The organism is Pseudomonas sp. 50_B (genome assembly GCF_017491625.1).
GTDB classification, from domain to species: domain Bacteria; phylum Pseudomonadota; class Gammaproteobacteria; order Pseudomonadales; family Pseudomonadaceae; genus Aquipseudomonas; species Aquipseudomonas danubii.
In genome coordinates, this window is record NZ_JAFGYX010000033.1 from 21,034 (window position 1) to 44,326 (window position 23,293).

Below are 23,293 nucleotides of genomic sequence, written 5' to 3' on the forward strand. Positions count from 1 at the left end.
TCACAAACACAACGGCCCACCAGGAGGCGGGCCGTTGAGCAGACGCAGTCGCGAGGGGATCAGTCCTGGCGGCTGGTGACTTCCAGCAGGTGGTAACCGAACTGGGTTTTCACCGGACCTTGCACGACGTTCACGGGAGCGCTGAACACTACGGTGTCGAATTCCTTGACCATCTGGCCCGGGCCGAAGGAGCCCAGGTTGCCGCCGTCACGGCTGGACGGGCAGGTGGAGTTCTTTTTCGCGACTTCGGCGAAGTCGGCGCCGGCTTCGATCTCGGCTTTGAGTTCGTTGCACTTGGCTTCGCTGGCAACCAGGATGTGACGGGCAGTGGCTTTGGCCATGGATGTTGCTCCTTTCAAGAAAGTTGAGAGCCTACCGGATTCAGGTGGCTATTTCTTCTCAAAGTTCCTTCAAGGCGTTGCCGTCTGGCGCCTTCGTGGGCAGCCACGCTCTTGCGGGCGCGGCGGGTATTACAGAAGCCGGCTTGCTGGCGAAGAAGTCGCTGCTCTTGGGGACGTCTTCGCTGGCAAGCCAGTGCCTGCAGCAGGGGCGGTCAGGCGGGGACGGCAGCGACCTTGTGTGCGTGCTGCAGTTGCTGCGCGGCATTGCGCAGCAATTGCTCGGTCGCGCTCCAGCCCAGGCAGCCGTCGGTCACGGAGACGCCGTAGCGCAGCTGGCCGCTCAGGGGCTGGCAGCCTTCGAACAGGTGGCTTTCCAGCATCACCCCCATCAGCGAAGTGTCGCCCTGCAGGCGTTGCTCCAGTACGTCGTTGAATACCGCCGGTTGGCGCAGTGGGTCCTTGCCGCTGTTGGCGTGGCTGCAGTCCACCATGATCCGCGCCGGTATCTTTAGCTTGTGCAGGTCGCGCTGGACCTGGGCCACGCTCTGGCGGTCGTAGTTCGGGCCGCTGTGGCCGCCCCGCAATACCAGATGAGTGTCGGGGTTGCCCGGAGTCTGGATGATCGCCGGATGGCCCTGGCTGTCGACGCCGAAATGGCGGTGGGGGTGGGCAGCCGAACGCATGGCATCACAGGCGATGGCGACGCCGCCGTCGGTGCCGTTCTTGAAGCCTACGGGCATCTCCAGGCCGCTGGCCATCTCGCGGTGGATCTGCGATTCGGTGGTGCGAGCGCCAATGGCGACCCAGCTCAACAGGTCGTCGAAGTAGCCGGCGGCCATGGGCTGCAGCAATTCGGTGGCAATCGGCAGGCCCAGGCGCAGCATTTCGCGCATCAGTTCCCGGGACAGGGTCAGGCCGCCGGCCATGTCGTCGCTGCCATCCAGGTCCGGGTCGTAGGCCAGGCCTTTCCACCCCACGGTGGTGCGGGGTTTTTCGACGTAGGCGCGCATCACCAGGAGCATCTGGTCGCTCACTTCTTCGGCCAGGCGGGCCAGGTTGGCGGCGTATTCCAGGGCTGATTGCGGGTCGTGGATGGAGCAGGGGCCGACTACCACCAGCAGGCGCTGGTCGCGGCCTTCGAGAATGGCGCGTACCGCCTGGCGGTGGGCGGCAACTTGCTGGCTCAGGGCCAGAGACAGCGGCAATTGCTGCTTGAGCTCCAGAGAGCTGGGCAGGCGCTGGGTCAGGGTTTCGTTGGCGCTGACGTGGGCGGACAGGGGCAGAGCGGATACGGACGAGTTCATGTTCGGTCTTCCTGGGCGGGCGGCGGGTGATGTCCCGCGCGCGGCCCTACTGGGGTGTTCGACAATTGGCCGTACTGGCCACAAGTGTGCAATTGCCACCGGTAGGTGACCGATCGGAGGCGGCAGGCTGTCCCGAGCGGAGGCTGCTAAATCGCCAGGTGGAGAACATGTCGTAGCGGTAATAGGTGGCGTAGTTCATGGGGAAAATCCTCGGTAAGTTCGGTATGTCGCTGAAAGTCGTGGTTGAAAACGTCGAGCCTGAAAAAACAAAACCCCCGGTCGGGAGGCCGACCGGGGGTTGAGAATTCTCTGGTAGGCGACCCGTTAAAGTGGGCGCCGGTTGGGTATCAGGCGCGCCAGTGGCTAAACCAATACCCAAAATAAAAGCTCGCCGGAGCACTGGTGCCGTTGACCCGAGCAGCCGCAACCGAACGCAGTGCGCTGGCGGTGTGGCGATGCAGGGAAAGGGTCTGGGACAACATGAGTTTCTCCGTGAAGTGGGGCGAGCTTACTCGAGGCCGGGGCCGCGATTCAATCAGTAATTTCTATGGAAGCTGATGCAATGAGCCATGGATTAAGCCGTGAAAGGATTTATGCCACACTCGCCGCTGCCTCTCGTTGTCTCGCCAAGGAATGTCCATGACCGTGCTGACCCTCGCTGCCGCCCAATCGGTGTCCATTGCTGGAGACTTGTCGGCGAATCTGGCCCGACATCAGCATTTGATGGGGTTGGCAGCGCAGCAGGGGGTGCAGTTGCTGGTGTTTCCTGAACTGTCCCTGACTGGCTATGAACCGCAGTTGGTCGCTGAACTGGCGCTGCCGCCCGACTCCCCGCGGCTTCAGCCACTGCGCAATCTGGCCCGCGAGTTGAAGCTGACGACGGTGGTGGGCATGCCGATTCGCTTGTCCGTCGATGGCCCGGTGCTGATTGGCGCACTGGTGCTGGGGGCGGACGGCTCGCTGGCGGTTTATAGCAAGCAGCATTTGCACCCTGGAGAAGAGCGATTTTTTGCTCCGGGTAGCGGTGGCGCGCCGTTGCAGTTGGGGAATGAGGTCCTGGCCTTGGCGGTATGCGCGGATTTCTGTCATGCCAGCCATGTGCAGGCTGCGGTGGACGCTGGCGCCGGCATCTACGCCGCCGGGGTGTTGATCAGTGAAGGCGGGTATGCCGTCGACAGTGCTCTGTTGCAAGGATATGCCCGGGACCACGGGATACTGGTGCTGATGGCCAACCATGGCGGACCCAGCGGCGGCTGGTCCTGTGCCGGGCGCAGCGCAATCTGGAGCGCCCAGGGACAATTGCTGGGTGCTGTGGAAGGCGTCGGCGAAGCGCTGCTGATCGCCCGGCGCGATAGGGGGCAATGGCGGGTCGAAGCGCGGGCGGTTGCGGGTTGATGAGCGCCTTTCAATTGCGTCCGGCGGCTGAGGCGGATTTGGCCTTCGCCCGGGATCTGACTCGTTCCACGATGCTGCGCTATTACATTCGCAATGATCTGTTGTGGCTTGACGAGGCGTTTGATGTGGCGTGGAGCGGTCGCGAGAATCTTTTGATTTGCTCGGGGGCCAAGGTATTGGGGTTTGTCAGCTTGAGCAGGGACCTGCGCGCCGTCTACATCCGTGAGTTGCACGTGCTGGAGGCGTGGCGGGGGCAGGGAGCCGGAGCCTGGACGCTGTTGCAGGTGATGGAAAAGGCCCGCTCGGAGCGGCGGGGCTTGTTGCGTCTGACTGTGTTCAAGGGCAACCCGGCACAGCGTCTATACGAGCGGGTAGGGTTGAAGGTGGTGGGTGAGGAGGAGTGCTTTTTGCGGATGGAATGCTCATGCGCCTAAGATTCTCTGGAAGGCTCCTGCGGCAATTGAGCGCAACCTTGTGGGTTCAATCCCGTTTGCTGTTCTTGCGGCCTGCCAGAGGTGGAAAGGTATGCGCGGGATCGAGCCTCTGCCAGTGGGAAAAGTGTTGAACCGATTTACCTTGAAGCTCGCGCCTGGCTTGGCTTGTGCGGCAATGCGAATACCGGGCATAGTTCAAAACCGTTCAAATTGCTGGAGGGTACTGTTCAAGGACGATCAGAGGGCAATCTTTCGTCTGACCAGGACCCTGGCGAGTTGTCGTAGATCCAGATTCTGCGCAAAAGCCCCTGATCGCCGAGCCCTGAAGCCAGAGCGTTTTCTCGCTTCAGGTTGGCGGCGTCTCTTATCGCTTGCCGATGTTTTTTATATAGCGCTTGTGATTAGGTTTGTACGTCGCTTTTTGCTAAGGTATCCGGCAACCTATAAAGACCAAATCGCGAGGTGTCTGCTTGATTAGGGTGCTAGTAGTCGATGACCATGATCTCGTTCGTACGGGCATTACACGAATGTTGGCTGACATCGATGGCCTGCAAGTAGTCGGGCAGGCGGAGTCAGGGGAAGAATCCCTGCTCAAGGCTCGGGAGTTGAAGCCCGATGTGGTCCTGATGGACGTAAAGATGCCCGGGATCGGCGGCCTTGAGGCCACGCGCAAATTGCTGCGCAGTCATCCGGATATCAAGGTCGTGGCGGTGACTGTCTGCGAGGAAGATCCGTTTCCGACGCGGTTGCTGCAGGCCGGTGCGGCGGGCTACCTGACCAAGGGTGCGGGCCTCAATGAAATGGTCCAGGCCATTCGCCTGGTTTTTGCCGGTCAGCGTTACATCAGCCCGCAGATTGCTCAGCAACTGGTGTTCAAATCGTTCCAGCCTTCCAGTGATTCCCCGTTCGATGCCTTGTCGGAGCGGGAAATTCAGATTGCGCTGATGATTGTCGGTTGCCAGAAGGTGCAGATCATCTCCGACAAGCTGTGTCTGTCGCCGAAAACCGTGAACACCTACCGCTATCGTATTTTCGAGAAGCTGTCGATCAGTAGTGATGTCGAGTTGACGCTACTGGCGGTTCGTCATGGCATGGTTGATGCCAGCCTCTGAAATGACTGACCTGTTTGATCCCAGTGCTTTTCTTTCTACCTGCAGTGGCCGTCCCGGCGTGTATCGCATGTTCGACAGCGATGCACGCCTGCTTTACGTGGGCAAAGCCAAGAATCTGAAAAACCGGCTGTCCAGCTATTTCCGCAAGACCGGCCAGGCACCGAAGACCGCAGCCCTGGTGGCGCGTATCGCGCAGATCGAAACCACCATTACCGCCAACGAGACCGAAGCGCTGCTGCTGGAGCAGACGCTGATCAAGGAGTGGCGGCCGCCCTACAACATTCTCTTGCGCGACGATAAGTCCTATCCCTATGTGTTTCTTTCGGATGGCGATTTTCCGCGTTTCAGCATTCATCGCGGGGCGAAGAAGCACAAGGGCAAATATTTCGGGCCATACCCCAGTGCCGGCGCCATTCGTGAAAGCCTCAGCCTGTTGCAGAAGACCTTCATGGTCCGCCAGTGCGAGGACAGCTATTACAAAAACCGCACGCGGCCCTGCCTGCAGTACCAGATCAAGCGCTGCAAGGCGCCTTGCGTCGGTCTGGTGGAACCCGAGATCTATGCCGAAGACGTGCGCCACTCGGTCATGTTCCTGGAGGGGCGTAGCAACGCCTTGACCGACGAACTTTCCAGTGCAATGGAGGCGGCCGCCGGCACTCTGGATTTTGAAAAGGCCGCCGAGTTGCGGGACCAGATTTCCCTGCTGCGCCGAGTCCAGGACCAGCAAAGCATGGAAGGTGGCACCGGTGATGTGGATGTGGTCGCGGCCTTCGTTAACCCGGGTGGCGCCTGCGTGCACCTGATCAGCGTACGTGGCGGTCGGGTGCTGGGTAGCAAGAACTTCTTTCCCCAGGTGGGCATCGAGGAAGATGTAGCGCAAGTCATGTCGGCCTTTCTGGGTCAGTATTTTGTCAGCAGTCCTGAGCGCGATCTGCCTGCGGAGTTGATCGTCAACGTGGTGCACGAAGACTTCCCGACGCTGGTCGCCGCCATTTACGAACTGCGGGGCCGCGAGCTGACCATCAGTCACCGGGTCCGTGGCACCCGTGCCCGCTGGCAGCAACTGGCGGTGACCAATGCCGAACAGGCTCTGAGTGCACGCTTGGCCAACCGCCAGCACGTAGCCGCGCGCTTTGAAGCCCTGGCTGAAGTTCTGAACCTGGACGAGCCACCGCAGCGCCTGGAGTGCTACGACATCAGCCACTCCAGCGGCGAGGCCACAGTGGCCTCCTGCGTGGTGTTCGGTCCGGAAGGGCCGCTGAAATCCGATTACCGCCGTTACAACATTGAGGGTGTCACCGCCGGAGACGACTATGCGGCCATGCATCAGGCTCTGACCCGGCGCTTCAGCAAGCTCAAGGAAGGCGAAGGCAAGCTGCCGGATATCCTTCTGGTGGATGGCGGCAAGGGGCAATTGTCCATGGCTCGCGACGTGCTCAATGAACTGGCGGTACCGGACCTGATCCTCCTCGGCGTAGCCAAGGGGGCGACCCGCAAGGCGGGTTTCGAGACCTTGTACCTGAATGACGCCGCCCACGAGTTCACCCTCAAAGGCGACTCACCGGCGTTACACCTGATTCAGCAAATCCGCGATGAGGCTCACCGCTTCGCGATCACCGGTCACCGTGCCCGACGTGGCAAAACCCGGCGTACCTCGACCCTGGAAGGGGTGGCGGGCGTTGGCCCGAAGCGTCGGCGGGACCTTCTTAAACATTTTGGTGGATTGCAAGAACTGTCTCGTGCCAGCATCGACGAGATAGCCAAAGCACCGGGAATCAGTAAAAAGCTCGCAGAGTTGATTTATGCAAACCTGCACAGCGAGTAGAATGCCCAATCACCTCGTAGCCAGTTGTGCCGATGAATATCCCTAATCTGATCACCGTTCTACGCGTCCTGCTCATCCCGATTTTCATATTGCTGTTCTATTTGCCCTATAGCTGGAGCTACATGGCGGCCAGTTCAGTCTTTGCCTTCGCGGCTGCCACTGACTGGTTGGATGGCTACCTGGCACGACGCCTGCAGCAGAGCACGCCGTTTGGCGCGTTCCTCGACCCTGTAGCCGACAAGCTGATGGTGGCGGTGGCCCTGGTGCTGCTGGTGCAAGAGCACGGCAACCTGTGGCTGACCTTGCCGGCAGCTGTGATCATCGGTCGCGAGATTGTTGTTTCGGCACTGCGCGAATGGATGGCCGAACTTGGCGCCCGGGCCCAGGTGGCAGTGTCCAATATGGGCAAATGGAAAACAGCAGCGCAGATGCTGGCGCTGGTGATCCTCCTGGCCAACCCTTCGGACTTCAGCTTCTGGGTCTTGGTGGGCTATGCCTTGCTGCTGGTAGCGGCGGGGCTAACCTTGTGGTCGATGCTGCAGTATCTGCGGGCCGCCTGGCCGCATCTGAAAATCGACAACGAGAAAAAATAAGTATTTTTGAATCAAGGGCTTGACGCGCATTCGGATTTCTATAGAATGCGCAACACCAAGACGATGCGGGAATAGCTCAGTTGGTAGAGCACGACCTTGCCAAGGTCGGGGTCGCGAGTTCGAGTCTCGTTTCCCGCTCCAAATATAGCGTTGTAGAATTCAGTCGATTTCTACTGCGATCGTAAAAAGGACCTCCGGGTCCTTTTTTCGTTTCTGTGCTTTTCGCTCAAATCCAGCATCATCCAGTGCGTTTAAGTCCAGAATTGAGTACGTTTCAAACGCTCAAGTCTGGTCAAGTGCTGAACACGGTTTGTTGTCGGCGTATGTCGATGTAGGTTATCCCCGCCCATCAACTCAATCGGACCTTGCGTGGGAAATCGTCCCCCCCGCCGGATCGTCTTACCGAAGGTGCTGTAGTTCAGTCCTCTTTCCTAAACGTGATACCCCCTGAAAACACAGATTCTGCTCAATCCGATTCTGCGATAGCGTTCTCCTCATGCTTTGTAGTACGCGCGGCACCTCGAGTCCTCCGACATCGGTCATTTCCTACGGTGTGCCGATCTGGTCGGTATGTAAGTTGTAGCTTTGGCTGGAAAGGCCGAGGGCGTTTTCGATGCGCGGCTGATCAAATTGCCTCATGGCCAAGTTTCTCGCTGGCATAGCGGTTCATGCATTTACCGCAGTCGCCGATTTCGATAATCGTCGATCAGGCCGTGGATGCCTTCACCATCCAGGCCGAACTGCAAGGAAGCCGGTTGGTTGAGTAGGCTTTTCAGCTCGACATTAGGCTCTATCCGAAAAGTTTCGAGACGAAGGTCAGGCAAGGCGAAAACGGTCGAGGAACGGCCGGGGTCGCGTTCGACTTCACGGGGTGTAAATGAGCATTCCGATCGGACTCGCGCACGAGACCGTTTTCAACGCAGCATCACCGAGTATCAAGGGTTTTCGTACAACGCATAGGGTTGTCCGAAATCAGCTCGATACGGATCGCATACAGCTCGCAGATGGCTTCGCAACCCTTGAAGGCCAGCCCCTTGAGGTCGTGGCGAACGGCAGGGATGGACAGCACAAAATGTGCAGTGTCGACTGACGCGAACATAGACTCATCCTTAAGCTTTAACCCGCACCTTGCCTGGCTCTGATGCAAGATGGCGCTCAAACTGGTAAAGCGTGCGCAAACGTTAATATGAGACCGGTCTGTAAAGTCAGTTGAAACTTCTGAGTCTAAAAGCTGCCCTCAATTAAGAACGGTGATGTTTAGGCCTAGGGCTCCGCTCACCATTCAAACGCCATGACCAAACAACACATCAGGACCATCGAGGTTAAGCAATAACTGGCCCGTATCCGGTGCTACAACAACGCAAAGCCTGCACTCTCATAATGAGTCGCCGAGCAGTTTCCATTTTTTTGGAAGCTGTTGTACCGCTATTTCAGGGAGTTACACCTTGAGCCGAGTGTTCCTCTTGTTGGACGCGACCTTGAAAGGAGGTTGTGTTTTAGTTTCTAAGTAAGTTTCTTATGTTGTTGATAAACATGAGCTAATTATATTTATCTCTCGGTGCGCCGCTAGCTGAACAAGGTTGTCTCGCCCCGTTTTTACTTTCTGATACAGCATGGTTAATGGAGGTATGTATCTGTGGTAATGCATCGCGACGGCACTGCATGAGCGAAAAGGTCGGTAACAAAGGTCCTGGCGCGGAGTGCGCTTGTAGGAAAAATTGAAACGGTAAGGGAATTATTCTCGTAAGTTTAGGATTTTTCTTAAATTAATACTTATGGGTTAGGGGGTATATTTTTAAAGCACTAGCCATTTGTTCTGCGGCAAAGCTTTAAACAGGTCATGGATGAACTACTCAAATAAACTGTCTGCTCATTATCTTGAGATCGCCAAAGTCTCTATTTCCAAAGAGAGTTTTGCGGGCGCGGATGTTCGCTTTTCAAGTGAATACGAAGCCCTTGAAAACGAGTTGGCCAAGGCCCAGTCCATGCATGAAAGCGGTCAGATCGACTGGCTGAAAGTTCTTGAAAATAGTGAAAACCTGCTACGTGTGCAGTCCAAGGATCTGCGAGTGGCCGCCTGGCTCACTTGGGCGCTGTATCAGCGCGAGTCCTTCGCAGGATTGCTGGCGGGTTCCGGCCTCTTGCAGTACCTGTGTGAACAGCATTGGGTCGAGGTTCACCCCAATAAACTGCGTACCCGTGGTGCCGCCATCAGTTGGCTGGTGCCTCGACTGGAGCAGGCGTTAAGCGAAAACATCGCGATCAAGGAACAGTTACCGCTGTTTCGTCGACTGGTGCTGAATCTGGAAAAGCTTGATGCGGTACTGACCCAGCATCTTGGCGATGACGCTCCTTTGTTGCTGCCCATCTGTCGGCGGCTGTCGAGCATGATCCAGCGTGCCGTCGAGCATCAGCCAGAGCCCGGCGCCGTTGGCACGGTGGTAGCACAGGTCAAGCAGGCAGCGACCCAGCTCTTCTCATCGGCCTCGTCGATCGATAACGAAAAGGATGCTCAGAGGGTCCTGCGTGCGCTGCAGGAGCATGCCCGACCTCTGTGCGCCTGGTGGCTCAAGCAGAAGGCTACCGACGTGCGCTCCCTGCGCCTGAACCGCACCATGCTGTGGTTGCCCATCGATACTGTCCCGGAGCGTAACGCTGAACAGGTCACGGCATTGCGAGGGCTGCCAGGGGACAAACTCAAGGCTTACCAGGAACGCTTTGCCGGTGGCCAGTTCGCTGATTTGTTGCTGGAACTTGAAGCCAGCCTGTCCAGGGCACCCTTTTGGTTCGACGGGCAGCGCATGGTCTGGGAGTGCTTGCAAGCGTTGAACGCCGACCAGGCCATGCGTGAAGTCGAATTTCACTTTGCGCTCTTGCTGCAGCGTCTGCCGGGAGTGGTTGAGTTGCGCTTTCACGACGGCACCCCCTTCGCCGATCCGGCCACTCGAAGCTGGATCAGCGCCCATGTCATGCCTCACCTATCCGCCACCAGCGCACCGCGTCAGGTCGACGCCAGCTCCAGCCAGCCGATTTGGGAGGAGGCCCTGGAAGAGGTCTTGCCGATCCTGCGCAAGGATGGCCTCAAGGCGGCGGTGCAAGTACTCAAGCCAGGCCTGCAGAGTGCGCGTGGCGGTCGCGTGAGGTTCTTCTGGCATTTCAGCCTGGCGCGGCTGTGTTTCATCGCCAAGAAGTACGAGCTGGCCAAGACCCAGCTGGAAACCCTTGATCAAGAATTGCAGAACTCAGGCTTGCACGCCTGGGAGCCGGATCTTGCGTTGGAAGTGCTGCACCTCCTGCATAGCTGCTGTGAGTTGTTGCCGCAGAACCACGCAGTGCGAGAACGCAAGGAAGAGATTTATCGCAGGCTGTGCCATCTCGACCTCGAGGTGGTACTCGAATAGGCCCACGGGCCGACAATCGCAAGGAAAGGACCATGGCCAAAGAAGGCTCTGTAGCCCCTAAGGAACGCATCAACGTCACCTTCAAACCCGCGACCGGCGGAGCTCAGGAGGAGATTGAGCTACCGCTGAAACTGCTGGCGATCGGCGATTACACCCAGCGTCCGGATGAACGCAAGGTGGAAGATCGCAAGCCGATCAGTATCGACAAAATGACTTTCGACGAAGTCTTGGCCAAGCAGGATCTGAGTCTGACGCTCAGCGTGCCTAACCGTCTTCAGGAGGACAGTGACGCTGATGAGCTGGCGGTCAGTCTGCGGGTCAGCTCGATGAAGGACTTCAACCCGGCCAGCTTGGTAGAGCAGGTGCCCGAGTTGAAAAAGCTGATGGAGCTGCGCGATGCCTTGGTGGCACTCAAGGGGCCTCTGGGTAATGCCCCTGCGTTTCGCAAAGCCATCGAAGGCGTTCTCGCCGACGACGAATCCCGCGTTCGCGTGCTCGGTGAGCTGGGCCTGAACGCCGCCGCCCCAGACGCCTGACCCATCAGACAAGGAAGCCACAACACATGACTACCCGTGCCGCGCAACACCAAAGCAACGAGAGCAGCGAGTACAGCATTCTCGACGGCATCATCGCCGAAACCCGTCTGACTCCGAACGACGAAGCCTACGATATCGCCAAGCGCGGAGTGTCAGCCTTCATCGAGGAGCTGCTCAAACCGCAGAACAGCGGCGAGCCGGTCAAGAAGGCCATGGTCGATCGCATGATCGCCGAGATCGATGCCAAGCTCAGCCAGCAGATGGATGAGATTCTCCACCACGAAGACTTTCAGTCGCTGGAGTCTGCCTGGCGGGGGCTGCAGTTACTGGTGGAGCGCACCAATTTCCGTGAAAACATCAAGATAGAAATCCTCAACGTCTCCAAGCAGGACCTGCTGGACGACTTCGAAGATTCGCCGGAAGTGATGCAGGCCGGCCTTTACAAACACATCTACACCGCGGAGTACGGCCAGTTTGGTGGCCAGCCAGTCGGCGCGATCATCGCCAACTACTTCATGTCGCCCAGTTCTCCCGACGTGAAGTTGATGCAGTACGTCTCCAGCGTTGCCTGCATGTCACATGCGCCGTTCATTGCCGCCGCAGGCCCGAACTTCTTTGGTCTGGAAAGCTTCACCGGCCTGCCGGACCTGAAGGATCTGAAGGATCATTTCGAAGGCCCGCAATTTGCCAAGTGGCAGAGCTTCCGGCAGTCGGAGGACTCTCGCTACATCGCCCTGACCTTGCCGCGGTTCCTGCTGCGCAATCCCTATGATCCGGAAGAAAACCCGGTCAAGTCCTTCGTCTACAAGGAAACCGTTGCCAACAACCACGAGCACTACCTGTGGGGCAATACCGCATATGCGTTCGGCACCAAGTTGACCGACAGCTTCGCCAAGTTCCGCTGGTGCCCGAACATCATCGGTCCGCAGAGCGGTGGCGCGGTGGAAGACTTGCCGCTGCACCATTTCGAAAGCATGGGTGAAATCGAAACCAAGATCCCGACTGAAGTGCTGGTTTCAGATCGTCGTGAGTACGAACTGGCGGAGGAGGGCTTCATCTCCCTGACCATGCGCAAGGGCAGTGACAACGCCGCGTTCTTCTCTGCCAACTCGGTACAGAAGCCGAAGTTCTTTGGCATCAGCGCTGAAGGCAAGACCGCGGAGCTGAACTACAAGCTTGGCACCCAACTGCCCTACATGATGATCGTCAACCGCCTGGCTCACTACCTGAAGGTGCTGCAGCGTGAACAGCTCGGCTCATGGAAGGAGCGTACCGATCTTGAGCTGGAACTCAATAAATGGATCCGTCAGTACGTGGCTGACCAGGAAAACCCCAGTGCCGAAGTCCGTGGCCGTCGTCCGCTGCGCGCTGCGCAGATCATCGTCAGCGATGTGGAGGGCGAGCCGGGCTGGTATCGCGTGAGCCTGAACGTGCGCCCGCACTTCAAGTACATGGGGGCCGACTTCACGCTTTCTCTGGTTGGCAAACTGGATAAAGAGTAACCGGGAGCCAGGTCATGAGCGGATACGGCAGCCTGTTTGAACGCCTGAGCGCAGAGGCCGACCAGCGTGCCGGCTGGAGCCGCGAGGTAGGCGCGATGGCATCGGTGGCTGCCCATCTGGGCAAGATGCTCAGCACCCGTGCGGGGAGCGTGCAAACGCTTTCCGACTACGGGTTGCCCGATCTCAACGACATGCGCTTGAGCTTGCACGATGCCCTGAGCCAGGCCCGTTTGGCCATCGAACACTTCATCGAAGCCTACGAGCCGCGGCTCAGTCAGGTGCGTGTCGTTTCTCTGCCGCGTGATCATGACCCGCTCAAGCTGGCGTTCAGCATTGAAGGCTTGCTTGAGGTGGAAGGGATCAAGCGTCAGGTCAGTTTTTCCGCGTGCCTGGATGGCAGCGGGCAAGTCAAGGTCAGTTAAGGAGACGACGATGACAGCACACCACGCAGTCTGCGCCAGCCGGGTTGTTGGCTACCCAGGCCACGACCTTTGTTGGCTATCCGGTACGCGTCGCGAACACGGCAGGGATCTTTGGAGAGTGGGGTAACGCGGCGCGGCTACTGGCAACGCGTTCCACCGCAGTGATCCATGACTCTTACTACCAGGCACTGAGCCCATGTCCTTTAACCACTACTACCAAAGTGAGCTGACCGCGCTGCGCCAGCTGGGCCGTCGTTTCGCCGAGCGCAGTCCGGCCTTGGCACCTTTTCTGGGGGAGGCCGGACGAGACCCGGATGTAGAGCGCCTGCTCGAAGGGTTTGCGTTTCTGACGGGACGTCTACGCCAGAAGCTCGACGACGAACTGCCCGAGCTGAGCCACTCGCTGATGCACCTGCTGTGGCCGAACTACATGCGGCCATTGCCAGCGTTCAGCATCTTGCAGTTCGACCCCCTACAGCAGTCCGGACCCGCCCAGCACATACCGCGAGATACGCCGGTAGAGAGCAAGCCCATTGATGATGTCTGCTGCCGATTTCGCACCTGCTATCCGACCGATGTGCTGCCTCTGGACCTGACGGCATTGAGTTACTCGGTCAAGGGTGACGGTGCACTGTTGAGCCTGCGTCTGGAAATGAGTTGCGACGGTCATATTGGTGAGCTGAACCTGGAGCGTCTGCGCTTGCACCTGGCCGGTGAGCGCTACATCAGTCAGATGCTTTACCTCAGCCTGCTGCGCAACCTTGAGGGCATCGAGCTGGTGCCGTTGGGGGTGGACGGCGAGCCGCTGGCTGGAGTCAACGGCGTTGGGATGTCCTTCAAGATACCGGGCAATCGTGTACAGCCTGTGGGCTTTGCCGAAGAAGAGGCCTTGATCCCGTACCCGCTGAATACCTTCCGCGGGTATCGCTATTTGCAGGAGTATTTTGCGCTCCAGGATAAGTTCCTGTTTGTCGATCTCAGTGGTCTGGATCTGCTGCAGAGGTTGGCGCAAGACATCCTTCAGCGCATGCACGGTTTGGAGTTGCGCTTCGATATTCGCAACAGTGGGGTGCAACGTCTGCGTCCGACACTGGACAACGTGAAGCTCTATTGCACGCCTATCGTCAACCTGTTCAAGCACGATGCCTTGCCGATTCGTCTCGACGGCAAGCAGGACGAGTACCTGCTGCTACCGGCCAAGTACGAACTGGAACATTGCGGCGTGTTTTCCATTGAAAGCGTCACCGGCTGGAAGCCGGGCGGCCTGGGTTATCAGGCGTATGTACCCTTCGAGTCGTTCGAGCATGATCCGAGTTTCGACGTGCCCCACAGCCGTCCGCACTACAGCATTCGCCAGCGCTCATCGTTGCTGCACGACGGCCTCGATACCTACCTGAGCTTCGGCATCCGTCACACCGAGGCTCAGGAAACCCTGTCGATCGAGCTGATGTGCACCAACCAGAACCTGCCGCGTCGGCTCAAGCTCGGCGACATCAACCAGTTGTGCGAGGAAACCCCGGAGTTTCTCAGCTTCCGCAACATCACACCGGTCACGTCGAGCTACGCACCACCGCTGAACCGCAATTTTCTGTGGAAGCTCATCAGCAACATGTCGCTCAACTATCTGTCGCTGGCCAACGTCGATGCGTTGAAGGTGATCCTCGAAACCTACGATTTGCCACGCTACTACGACCAGCACCTGGAGAAGGTCAGCAAGCGTTTGCTGGGCGGGCTCAAGTCGATACGTCACGAGCACGTCGACCGCCTGCACCGAGGTTTGCCGCTGCGTGGATTACGCACCGAGCTGAGTATCGATCCCCAAGGCTATATCGGTGAAGGCGACCTGTTCGTTTTCGCGTCGGTTCTTAACGAGTTTTTTGCTCTTTACGCCAGTCTCAATTCCTACCATGAGCTGCGGGTAAAAAGTACACAGGGAGAGGTGTACAAATGGGCGCCACGCATGGGGCTGCAGCCCCTGCTTTAAGCAGACTGAGCACGGTAATACGAGAGTATTCGCTGTTTCAGGCCGTACTGTTGGTCGTCGATCGCTTGCGTGATGCCCATCCGTACCTGAGTGAAGAGGAACTCTACGATCAGCTGGAGTTCCAGGCCAATCCGAGCCTGGGTTTCCCTGGCAGCGATGTTGATCGCGTGGAGTTTTTTGAAGAGCGCGGCCAGATGCGTGCACGTTTGCGTTTCAACCTGATCGGGTTGTTCGGCGCGGGTTCACCCTTGCCGGCCTTCTATGGCGAGCAGGCCCTGGGCGATGGCGAGGAGGGCAACCCGACACGCAACTTCCTCGATCTGTTCCATCACCGCCTGCAACGCCTGATGCTGCCGATCTGGAGTAAATACCGCTATCGCGCCAGCTTCAAGAGTGGTGCCCTGGACCCGTTTTCAGCGCATTTGTTTGCCTTGATCGGCCTGGGTGGCGAAGAGATCCGCAAGGCCAAGGAACTGAACTGGAAACGCTTGCTGCCATACCTGGGATTGCTCAGCTTGCGCGCCCATTCGGCGGCGCTGATCGAGGCGGTGCTGCGCTACTACTTCAAGCACGCAGACCTGGTGATCGAGCAGTGCATCGAGCGCCGGGTAGAGATTCTCGACGAGCAGCGCAATTGCCTGGGGCAGGCCAACAGCCTGCTCGCCGAGGACCTGGTACTGGGCGAGCGGGTGCGCGACCGCAGCGGCAAGTTCCGCATTCATATCAGCCAGCTCGACTGGCAACGCTTCCACGAGTTCCTGCCGATCGGATTCGGTTACCAGCCCTTGTGCGCGCTGGTGCGGTTCACCCTGCGTGATCCACTGGACTACGACATTCGCCTGGTGCTGCGCCAGGAGGAAATCCGCGAACTGTGCATCGGTGAACAGAACACCTGTCGTCTGGGGTGGACCAGTTGGCTCGGTCATGAAAAGGCCGACGGCGTGGTGACCCTGGGCAGCAAAATTCATTAAGGACAGATGACCCATGATCAACCTAGACCTGCAACAACTTATCCAGGCACTGGACGCTGAAACCCGCCGCGACCTGGAGCGTTCCGCTGAGCGCTGCGTCGCCCGTGGCGGCAACAAGGTGCTGGTCGAAGACCTGCTGCTGGGTTTGCTGGAGCGTCCCCAGGGTCTGCTTGCCCGGGCGTTGCAGGACGCGCAAGTCGAGGCCGGCGAGTTGATTGAGGCACTGCAATCGCAAGTCGGCGATAGCGGCTCGCGCAGCCCGGTGTTCGCTCCGGAACTGGTGCAGTGGCTGCAGGACGCATTACTGGTGGCCAATCTTGAACTGGGTCAAAGCCAGGTCGAGCAGGCGGCCTTGATTCTGGCCTTGCTGCGCAACCCGATGCGTTATGCCGGCAGTCGCTACCAGCCGTTGCTGGCGAAGCTGGACATCGAACGCCTGAAGGATTTTGCTCTGTCACAACAGCAACGAATCTCCGGCGGCGGGCCGGCGGCAGCGGGGGAGTCGCTGTTGCAGCGTTTCACTCATAACCTCACCCAACAGGCGCGAGACGGCCAACTCGACCCGGTGCTGTGCCGCGACGATGCGATCCGGCAGATGGTCGACATCCTCGCCCGTCGCCGCAAGAACAACCCGATTGTGGTCGGTGAGGCCGGTGTCGGTAAAACCGCGGTCGTTGAAGGTCTGGCCTCGCGCATCGCCGCCGGAGAAGTACCGCCCGTGCTCAAGGACATTGAGCTGCTCTCGCTGGACATGGGGCTGCTGCAAGCGGGCGCCAGCGTCAAAGGTGAATTCGAACGACGCCTCAAAGGGGTGATTGATGAGGTCAAAGCCTCGCCCAAACCGATCATCCTGTTCATCGATGAGGCTCATACCCTGATCGGTGCGGGCGGCAATGCCGGAGGCTCCGATGCGGCCAACCTGCTCAAGCCGGCCCTGGCCCGCGGTGAGCTGCGTACCATTGCGGCCACCACCTGGAGCGAATACAAAAAATACTTCGAGAAAGATCCGGCCCTGGCTCGGCGTTTCCAACCCGTGCAATTGCACGAACCCACCGTTGCCGAGGCGGTGAGCATTCTGCGAGGCCTGGCCCAGGTCTATGAGAAGAGCCACGGTATCTACCTGCGTGATGACGCCGTGGTGGCCGCCGCCGAGCTCTCGGCCCGCTACCTCGCCGGGCGCCAATTGCCGGACAAGGCTGTCGATGTCCTCGACACCGCCTGTGCCCGGGTTCGCATCAGCCTTGCAGCGGCGCCTGAGCGTCTGGAGCGTCTGCGTGGCGAGTGTGCTGAGGGACGGCGTCAGTGCCAGGCTCTGCGGCGCGACGCCGAAGCCGGACTGAAGATCGACCAGGAGGTCCTGGACAGCCTGGAAGCGCGGCTGGCCGATGCCGCGGAGCAACAGCAGGCCCTGGAAACACTCTGGCATGAGCAACGCACATTGGCCGAGCGCCTGCTGCAGTTACGTGTGCAATTGGCCAGGGCCCGCGACGCCAGCCCTCTGCGCTCGACACAGGACAGCGAAGGCTCGCCGGATGCCGGCCGGGAGACTGATGGGCAAGCCGGGCCTGGCGTGGTGGAGCTGGAGTCGGCACTCAACTACACCCATCGCGCCCTGAGCGATGCGCAAACCCGGGATCGGCTGGTGAGCTTCGAGGTGTGTCCACGCCTGGTGGCTGAAGTCATCAGCGCCTGGACCGGCGTACCGCTGGCGCAGCTGGCCCGTGAGCACAACGCCAAGGTGGCGAGTTTCGCCACTGACCTGAGTGCCCGTATTCGCGGTCAGGACCAGGCGGTACAGGTTCTGGATCGTTCGATGCGTGCCGTGGCCGCAGGCCTGAATAAACCAGACGCACCAGTCGGCGTATTTCTCCTGGTGGGCCCCAGCGGTGTGGGCAAGACCGAAACCGCCCTGGCCCTGGCAGACCTGCTGTATGGCGGTGAGCGTTTCATCACCACCATCAACATGTCCGAGTTCCAGGAGAAACACACCGTTTCACGCTTGATTGGCGCTCCGCCGGGTTATGTCGGCTATGGCGAAGGCGGCATGCTCACCGAAGCGGTGCGGCAAAAACCCTACTCCGTGGTGCTGCTCGATGAAGTCGAGAAAGCCGATCCGGATGTGCTCAACCTGTTCTATCAGATCTTTGACAAGGGCGTGGCCAACGATGGCGAAGGGCGCGAGATCGATTTTCGCAACACGCTGATACTGATGACCTCGAACCTGGGCAGCGAGCGGATAAGCGCGCTGTGCGAGAACGGCGAGCGCCCGAGTGTCGACACCCTGGAGCAGACGATCCGTCCGGTATTGAGCAAGCATTTCAAACCGGCGCTGCTGGCACGTATGCGCGTGGTGCCTTACTACCCGGTGAGTGGCCCGGTGCTGCGTGAACTGATCGAAATCAAGTTGGCGCGACTGGGTGAGCGGCTGAACGCTCGGCAGCTGGAGTTCAGCCACTGCCAGGCGTTGGTCGATCACTTGGCCGAACGCTGTACTCAGAGCGAAAGCGGTGCACGCCTGATCGACTACTTGCTCGACCTGCACGTCCTGCCGTTGGTGGCCGACCGTCTGCTGGCGGCCATGGCCACCGGCGAGAACCTCAAACGTGTGTACGCAACGCTCGATAGCAGCGGTGGCGTGGCCTGCGAGTTCGCCTGAGGTGGGCATCATGTTCACTCGGGTGCCGCAGCCGCTGGCCTATGCAGAGGCACTGCTGGCGCAATTCTCCGCTTTGTCCCGGGCGACGGAAGGCGCTGTGCTGCTTGAAGACTTTGTGCGAGGCGCAGCACAGCTCAGTGGCTGTGAACTGAGTCAGCTGTATCTGCTCGATGCCACCCATAGCTGCCTGCAACTGCGCGCCGAATGCCTCGGTGGCCTTTTGCAACCGCGGGAAGTGATCAACCTGCCGAGCGATTACAGCGGTGAGCAACTGCTGCAGTTTGCCCTGTGCCAGAACCGGGTGGTGAGCCTGGTGGGCCTGAACCACAGCCTCCACGACACCAGCTTCCTGCCCGTGCACAGCGCTGCGTGGCAGTCACTGTTATGCGTACCGCTGGTCAACGCGCGCAAGGCTGTCGAAGGCTTGCTGTTGTGTGCCAGCCCGCAACAGCAAGACCTGCAAGCCTTTGCCCAGTCGTTGGGCCAACTGGGGGCGTTTGTCCTTGGACAATGGGCGTTGCTCCAGCGTTTGCGCCTGCCCGCGGGCGAGCCTGCGCCGCTTCTGCCCCCCGAGGTCATCACCAGTGGTTATGGCCTGATCGGCACCAGTCCGGCGATGCGCCAGGCCTATCAGTTGATCAGCAAGGTCCTGCACAGCCCTTACACCGTGTTGCTGCGTGGCGAAACCGGTACCGGCAAGGAAGTGGTGGCGCGTGCCATTCATGATTACGGCCCGCGTCGTTCCCAGGCATTTGTGGTGCAGAACTGCGCGGCGTTTCCGGAAAACCTGCTGGAAAGCGAGTTGTTCGGTTATCGCAAGGGGGCGTTCACGGGCGCTGACCGCGATCGCCCCGGACTGTTTGATGCGGCCAATGGCGGCACTTTGTTGCTGGACGAAATCGGCGACATGCCGCTGTCCCTGCAAGCCAAATTGCTTCGGGTACTGCAGGACGGCGAGATCCGCCCGTTGGGCTCCAACGACACGCACACCATCGACGTGCGGATCATCGCCGCCACCCACCGCGATCTGACGGCGCTGGTGGGCGAGGGCAAGTTCCGTGAGGACCTGTATTACCGTCTGGCTCAGTTCCCGATCGAGTTGCCGGCGTTGCGACAGCGTGAAGGCGACATTCTCGACCTGGCCCGGCATTTCGCCGACAAGGCCTGTGCCTTCCTGCAAAAGGACCCGGTGAGCTGGTCGCCGACGGCCCTCAATCATCTGTCCGGTTACGCCTTTCCAGGCAACGTGCGCGAGCTCAAGGGGCTGGTGGAGCGTGCAGTGCTGCTCTGTGAAGACGGTGAACTGATGGCTGAGCATTTCTCCCTGAACGTTGAAGTCATGCCCGAAGAGTCGGGTCTGAACCTGCGCGAGCAGTTGGAAAAAGTCGAACGCCACCTGTTGCTCGATTGCCTGCGCAAGAACGACGGCAATCAGACCCTGGCGGCCCGGGAGCTGGGATTGCCCCGTCGCACGCTGCTGTACCGCCTGGGGCGCCTGAACATCAATCTTGATGACTTTGTGGTCTAGCGAGGCATGCAGCCTTGGCTGGTTTTTCGTACTTCTGGGCGCGCCTGCAAGGGAGGGCGTCTTGTGCACTGTCTACCTATGGAGACCTTCTGATGTCTGTTCGTCACTGGCAAGCCGTCCTCTTGACCCTGGTTGTTGTGGTCGGCCTCGGCGCCTGCAGCGGCAACTACAAATTCAACGATGACACCTATCGCCCGCTGGGTGATCCGCAGGCGGTCAATCGCGGCAAGTGAGCGCAAGGAGCAGCATCATGGAACTGGTTTTTGAAGTGCTCAATGCCAAGCAATTCGTGCCGGCGGACTTGAGCAGCAAAACTTTCAGGCGGGCGGGTGGCACCATCGGCCGGGGAGAGGATTGCGAGTGGCAGATTCCGGATAGCAACCGTCATCTGTCCAACCATCATGCGCTGGTCAGCTACCGCGATGGCCAGTTTTTCCTCACCGATACCAGCAGCAACGGTATTCAGGACCGTGGCAGTGGCGCGCGCCTGCGCAAGGGCCAAGCCCAGCGTATCGAGCAGGGCAGTGTCTACTTGCTGGGGGATTTCGAGATCCGTGCACGCCTGGTGCAAGCCCCGGAAGCCTTCGCCGTTGAAGCCGGTCGTCCACAAGCGGCCGGCAGCATCATTCCGGATAACGCATTCATTGACCTCGACCCGCTCAACGCATTGGACCAGCAGGAACACAGTGGGGCAGAGCTAGACGAGCTGAGCGCGCTTGATGTGCCACACCAGGAGCCTGGACAGCGAGCTGACTATGCCCGCATCGATAGGGAATGCCTGTTGGTCCCGGAACTGGTGGCCCCCCCCGAGCCGCAGGCGCTACCCGAGCCCAAGGCGCCGGCTTGCCAAAGCGAGGCTTTCTGGGCGCGTTTTGGCGCGGTCCTGGGGGTGGATCTGCAGACGCTCGATCTCGATCAGCGCGAGGCCCTGGCAATCAATGTCGCGGGGCTGTTCAAGCAGAGCATGGGGGGCTTGCAGCAGAGCTTGCGAACCCGCAGCGAGCTGAAAAACGAGCTGCGCCTGGCCCTCACCACGGCCCAGGGCAACAGTCAGAACCCGTTCAAGTTCGCCGTGGATTGCGAAGCGCTACTGGGCATCCTGCTGCTGGACCACAAGCCTGGGCAACTGTCTGCCGAGCAGGCGATTTCCCGCGCTTTTCGCGACCTGCAGGCGCACCAGGTGGCGCTGCTCAGCGCCAGCCGCGCAGCAGTGCGTAGCACCCTCGAACACTTTTCGCCGCAACAGCTGACGCTACGTTTCGAGCGCGATGGCCAGCAACCGTTGCTGGCGACTTCCGGTAGCCGCTGGCGAGCGTACCGCCGCTATCACCAGGCGCTGTGTCAGGACGACGATTGGAACGAGCGCCTGCTGGCGCGGGATTTTGCTCAGGCCTATGAAGAGCAGATCCGCCTGATCTCCACCCTCCACCTCGATGCTCAAGGATGACCTGCATGTCTCGCCGTACCCACCCATTACTCAAGGCCCTGACGCTGCTCATGGCCTTGGGGCTGTTGACCGGCTGCGCATCGATGTCGCCGTATTCGACCCTGACCAAGCTGAACCTGAAGCTCAGTGCCAGCGACCGGCTCAACCCCGACCTCAATGGGCGTGCGTCGCCGATCGTGGTGCGGTTGATGGAACTCAAGCATCCCGTCGCGTTCGAGAACGCCGACTTTTTCAGTCTCTACGAGCGCGCCAGGGAGTCCCTGGCACCGGATCTGGTGGCCAGTGAAGAGCTGGAGTTGCGCCCGGGGGAAAGCCTCGAATTCAAGTTGCGGGTCGAGGACGGGAGCCGTTTCGTCGGCGTGCTTGCGGCTTATCGTGATTTGCCGGAAAGCCAGTGGCGTTATGTGGTGCAGCTCACCCCGCAGGAGGTGACCGAGGTCGGCCTGATCCTCGACCAGTCCGGCATCCGCAACAGCAACGATGTGTCCACCCAAGCGGATGACAATTGATGAACGTGCATAAAATCATTTGGCAGGAAGGCATGTTGCTGCGGCCTCAGCATTTCCAGCACAACGACCGTTACTACGATTACCAGATGAAAACCCGTACCCAGCTGCTGGGTAGTTACAGTTGGGGATTTCTGGCGCTGGAGATCGATCTGCAGTTCCTCAACATGGGCAAGCTGGTGATCAGCCGGGCCTCCGGTATCTTGCCGGACGGCAGCCTGTTCGAGCTGGGGGACGATACCGAGCCACTGGCCCTGGATGTACCGCCCAACACGGGGAGCACGCCGGTCTACCTGGCTTTGCCGCTGGTCACGGGCAACCACATCGAAGCGCGGCGCGCAGAGCAATCCGATGTGCTGGCGCGCTACATCGTCTACGAGGCGGAAATCGCCGACTCCAACGCCGGTGATGATTCCAGCAGCCAGCTCAGCTGTGCCCGTCCGGACTTCCGTCTGCTATTGGGCGAGCAGCAGAGCGGGCAGGCCTATGTGAAGTTGAAAGTCTGTGAAGTGCTGGATGCCACCTCCGATGGCGTGATCAGCCTCGATCCGGATTTCGTGCCGACCTTCCTGCACACCCATGCCAGCACCTATCTGCTTTCGTGCCTGAAAGAGATCATCAGCATGCTCAGTCATCGGGGGGACACCATCGCCGAGCGGATTCGCTCCAACGGCAAGGTCGGTGGTGCCGAGGTGGGCGACTTCATGATGCTGCAACTGATCAACCGCACCGAACTGCTGTTGCGCCATTACCTGGATCTTGAACATGTCCATCCGGAGGAGCTCTACCGCTCGCTGCTGGTCATGCTCGGGGAGCTGGCGACTTTCGCCAGTGACAGCAAGCGTCCACGGCTGGACAGCCGCTATCAGCACAGCGACCAGGGGGCGAGCTTTCGCAAACTGATGGACGCCATTCGCCAGGTGCTGTCGATGGTGCTTGAGCAGCACGCCATCGAACTGGTGCTGCAGGCCCGTCAGTACGGGGTGCTGGTGTCGCCGCTGCATGATCACAAGCTGCTGGAGTCGGCCTCGTTCGTGCTTGCGGCCAGTGCCAACTGTGACTCTGAAGAACTGCGTCATCGCTTGCCGTCGCACCTCAAGGTCGGACCGGTGGAAAGCATTCGGCAACTGGTCAACCTGCATCTGCCGGGGATCAAGGTCCGGCCCTTGCCGGTGGCGCCGCGACAGATCGCATTCCACTCCAACAAGACCTATTTCATCCTCGACCTCAGTCCCGAGGACTTGGCGCAACTGGAGCGTTCGGGCGGTTTCGCCTTCCACGTCTCCGGTGAGTTCGCCGAGCTTGAGCTGAAATTCTGGGCCATCAGGAACTGAAC

20 protein-coding genes and 1 tRNA gene are annotated in these 23,293 nt (G+C 59.6%); 18 read left to right on the forward strand and 3 right to left on the reverse strand.

What is annotated here, in order from left to right; translation table 11 throughout:
- Nucleotides 1–59 precede the first annotated feature (59 nt).
- Nucleotides 60–341, reverse strand: coding sequence for a peptidylprolyl isomerase (locus tag J5M73_RS28955; RefSeq protein WP_007924449.1), 282 nt, complete (start codon nucleotides 339–341; stop codon nucleotides 60–62).
- A 212-nt stretch (nucleotides 342–553) separates the two neighbouring features.
- Nucleotides 554–1,645, reverse strand: coding sequence for a 3-deoxy-7-phosphoheptulonate synthase (locus J5M73_RS28960; RefSeq protein ID WP_115580342.1), 1,092 nt, complete (start codon nucleotides 1,643–1,645; stop codon nucleotides 554–556).
- A 639-nt stretch (nucleotides 1,646–2,284) separates the two neighbouring features.
- Between J5M73_RS28960 and J5M73_RS28965 the strand changes: the two genes are divergently transcribed.
- The 6 genes from J5M73_RS28965 to J5M73_RS28990 all read left to right on the forward strand — a co-directional run bounded on the left by J5M73_RS28965 (nucleotide 2,285) and on the right by J5M73_RS28990 (nucleotide 7,145).
- Complete coding sequence (locus tag J5M73_RS28965) at nucleotides 2,285–3,040, forward strand: carbon-nitrogen hydrolase family protein (RefSeq protein WP_207816738.1); 756 nt, start codon at nucleotides 2,285–2,287, stop codon at nucleotides 3,038–3,040.
- Nucleotides 3,040–3,474, forward strand: coding sequence for a GNAT family N-acetyltransferase (locus tag J5M73_RS28970; protein WP_102864945.1), 435 nt, complete (start codon nucleotides 3,040–3,042; stop codon nucleotides 3,472–3,474). The genes J5M73_RS28965 and J5M73_RS28970 overlap by 1 nt, the downstream gene beginning before the upstream one ends.
- A 470-nt stretch (nucleotides 3,475–3,944) precedes the next feature.
- Complete coding sequence (gene uvrY, locus J5M73_RS28975) at nucleotides 3,945–4,586, forward strand: UvrY/SirA/GacA family response regulator transcription factor (RefSeq protein ID WP_011061841.1); 642 nt, start codon at nucleotides 3,945–3,947, stop codon at nucleotides 4,584–4,586.
- A gap of 1 nt (nucleotide 4,587) precedes the next feature.
- The gene (gene uvrC, locus J5M73_RS28980) at nucleotides 4,588–6,411 is read left to right on the forward strand and encodes an excinuclease ABC subunit UvrC (RefSeq protein ID WP_102864946.1); all 1,824 of its coding nucleotides are present in this window, start codon (nucleotides 4,588–4,590) and stop codon (nucleotides 6,409–6,411) included.
- 32 nt (nucleotides 6,412–6,443) lie between these two features.
- Nucleotides 6,444–7,004 (forward strand): CDP-diacylglycerol--glycerol-3-phosphate 3-phosphatidyltransferase, encoded by a 561-nt coding sequence (gene pgsA / locus J5M73_RS28985; RefSeq protein WP_060839891.1) that lies wholly within the window; start codon nucleotides 6,444–6,446, stop codon nucleotides 7,002–7,004.
- Nucleotides 7,005–7,069: 65 nt separating this feature from the next.
- Nucleotides 7,070–7,145, forward strand: a tRNA-Gly gene (locus J5M73_RS28990).
- Nucleotides 7,146–7,929: 784 nt separating this feature from the next.
- Here the strand turns inward: J5M73_RS28990 and J5M73_RS28995 are convergent.
- Nucleotides 7,930–8,103: a hypothetical protein gene (locus J5M73_RS28995; protein WP_162884065.1), complete on the reverse strand. Its 174-nt coding sequence runs from the start codon at nucleotides 8,101–8,103 to the stop codon at nucleotides 7,930–7,932.
- 745 nt (nucleotides 8,104–8,848) lie between these two features.
- On the opposite strand from J5M73_RS28995, the gene tssA reads away from it, so the two are divergent.
- From tssA to tssK, 12 genes are all read left to right on the forward strand, one after another.
- Nucleotides 8,849–10,405, forward strand: a complete 1,557-nt coding sequence (gene tssA, locus J5M73_RS29000) for a type VI secretion system protein TssA (RefSeq protein ID WP_102864947.1) — start codon at nucleotides 8,849–8,851, stop codon at nucleotides 10,403–10,405.
- A gap of 32 nt (nucleotides 10,406–10,437) precedes the next feature.
- Nucleotides 10,438–10,941: a type VI secretion system contractile sheath small subunit gene (tssB, locus tag J5M73_RS29005; RefSeq protein WP_102864948.1), complete on the forward strand. Its 504-nt coding sequence runs from the start codon at nucleotides 10,438–10,440 to the stop codon at nucleotides 10,939–10,941.
- Between the two features lie 26 nt (nucleotides 10,942–10,967).
- Nucleotides 10,968–12,443, forward strand: a complete 1,476-nt coding sequence (tssC, locus tag J5M73_RS29010; protein ID WP_102864949.1) for a type VI secretion system contractile sheath large subunit — start codon at nucleotides 10,968–10,970, stop codon at nucleotides 12,441–12,443.
- Nucleotides 12,444–12,457: 14 nt separating this feature from the next.
- Nucleotides 12,458–12,865 (forward strand): type VI secretion system baseplate subunit TssE, encoded by a 408-nt coding sequence (gene tssE, locus J5M73_RS29015; RefSeq protein ID WP_102864950.1) that lies wholly within the window; start codon nucleotides 12,458–12,460, stop codon nucleotides 12,863–12,865.
- Between the two features lie 196 nt (nucleotides 12,866–13,061).
- Entirely contained in the window at nucleotides 13,062–14,849 is a 1,788-nt protein-coding gene (gene tssF, locus J5M73_RS29020) for a type VI secretion system baseplate subunit TssF (RefSeq protein WP_207816748.1), read from the forward strand.
- Complete coding sequence (gene tssG / locus J5M73_RS29025) at nucleotides 14,813–15,820, forward strand: type VI secretion system baseplate subunit TssG (protein ID WP_102864952.1); 1,008 nt, start codon at nucleotides 14,813–14,815, stop codon at nucleotides 15,818–15,820. Before tssF ends, tssG begins: the two co-directional genes overlap by 37 nt.
- A gap of 13 nt (nucleotides 15,821–15,833) precedes the next feature.
- Nucleotides 15,834–18,476 carry a type VI secretion system ATPase TssH gene (gene tssH, locus J5M73_RS29030; protein WP_207816751.1) on the forward strand — a complete coding sequence of 881 codons (2,643 nt, stop codon included), beginning with the start codon at nucleotides 15,834–15,836 and terminating at the stop codon, nucleotides 18,474–18,476.
- 10 nt (nucleotides 18,477–18,486) lie between these two features.
- Nucleotides 18,487–20,004, forward strand: coding sequence for a sigma 54-interacting transcriptional regulator (locus tag J5M73_RS29035; RefSeq protein ID WP_207816758.1), 1,518 nt, complete (start codon nucleotides 18,487–18,489; stop codon nucleotides 20,002–20,004).
- Between the two features lie 92 nt (nucleotides 20,005–20,096).
- Nucleotides 20,097–20,237, forward strand: coding sequence for a type VI secretion protein (locus J5M73_RS29040; RefSeq protein WP_102864953.1), 141 nt, complete (start codon nucleotides 20,097–20,099; stop codon nucleotides 20,235–20,237).
- 17 nt (nucleotides 20,238–20,254) lie between these two features.
- Nucleotides 20,255–21,451: a type VI secretion system-associated FHA domain protein TagH gene (gene tagH, locus J5M73_RS29045; protein WP_207816761.1), complete on the forward strand. Its 1,197-nt coding sequence runs from the start codon at nucleotides 20,255–20,257 to the stop codon at nucleotides 21,449–21,451.
- A gap of 5 nt (nucleotides 21,452–21,456) precedes the next feature.
- Complete coding sequence (gene tssJ / locus J5M73_RS29050; RefSeq protein ID WP_207816769.1) at nucleotides 21,457–21,960, forward strand: type VI secretion system lipoprotein TssJ; 504 nt, start codon at nucleotides 21,457–21,459, stop codon at nucleotides 21,958–21,960.
- Entirely contained in the window at nucleotides 21,960–23,291 is a 1,332-nt protein-coding gene (gene tssK, locus J5M73_RS29055) for a type VI secretion system baseplate subunit TssK (protein ID WP_102864956.1), read from the forward strand. The genes tssJ and tssK overlap by 1 nt, the downstream gene beginning before the upstream one ends.
- Nucleotides 23,292–23,293 lie beyond the last annotated feature (2 nt).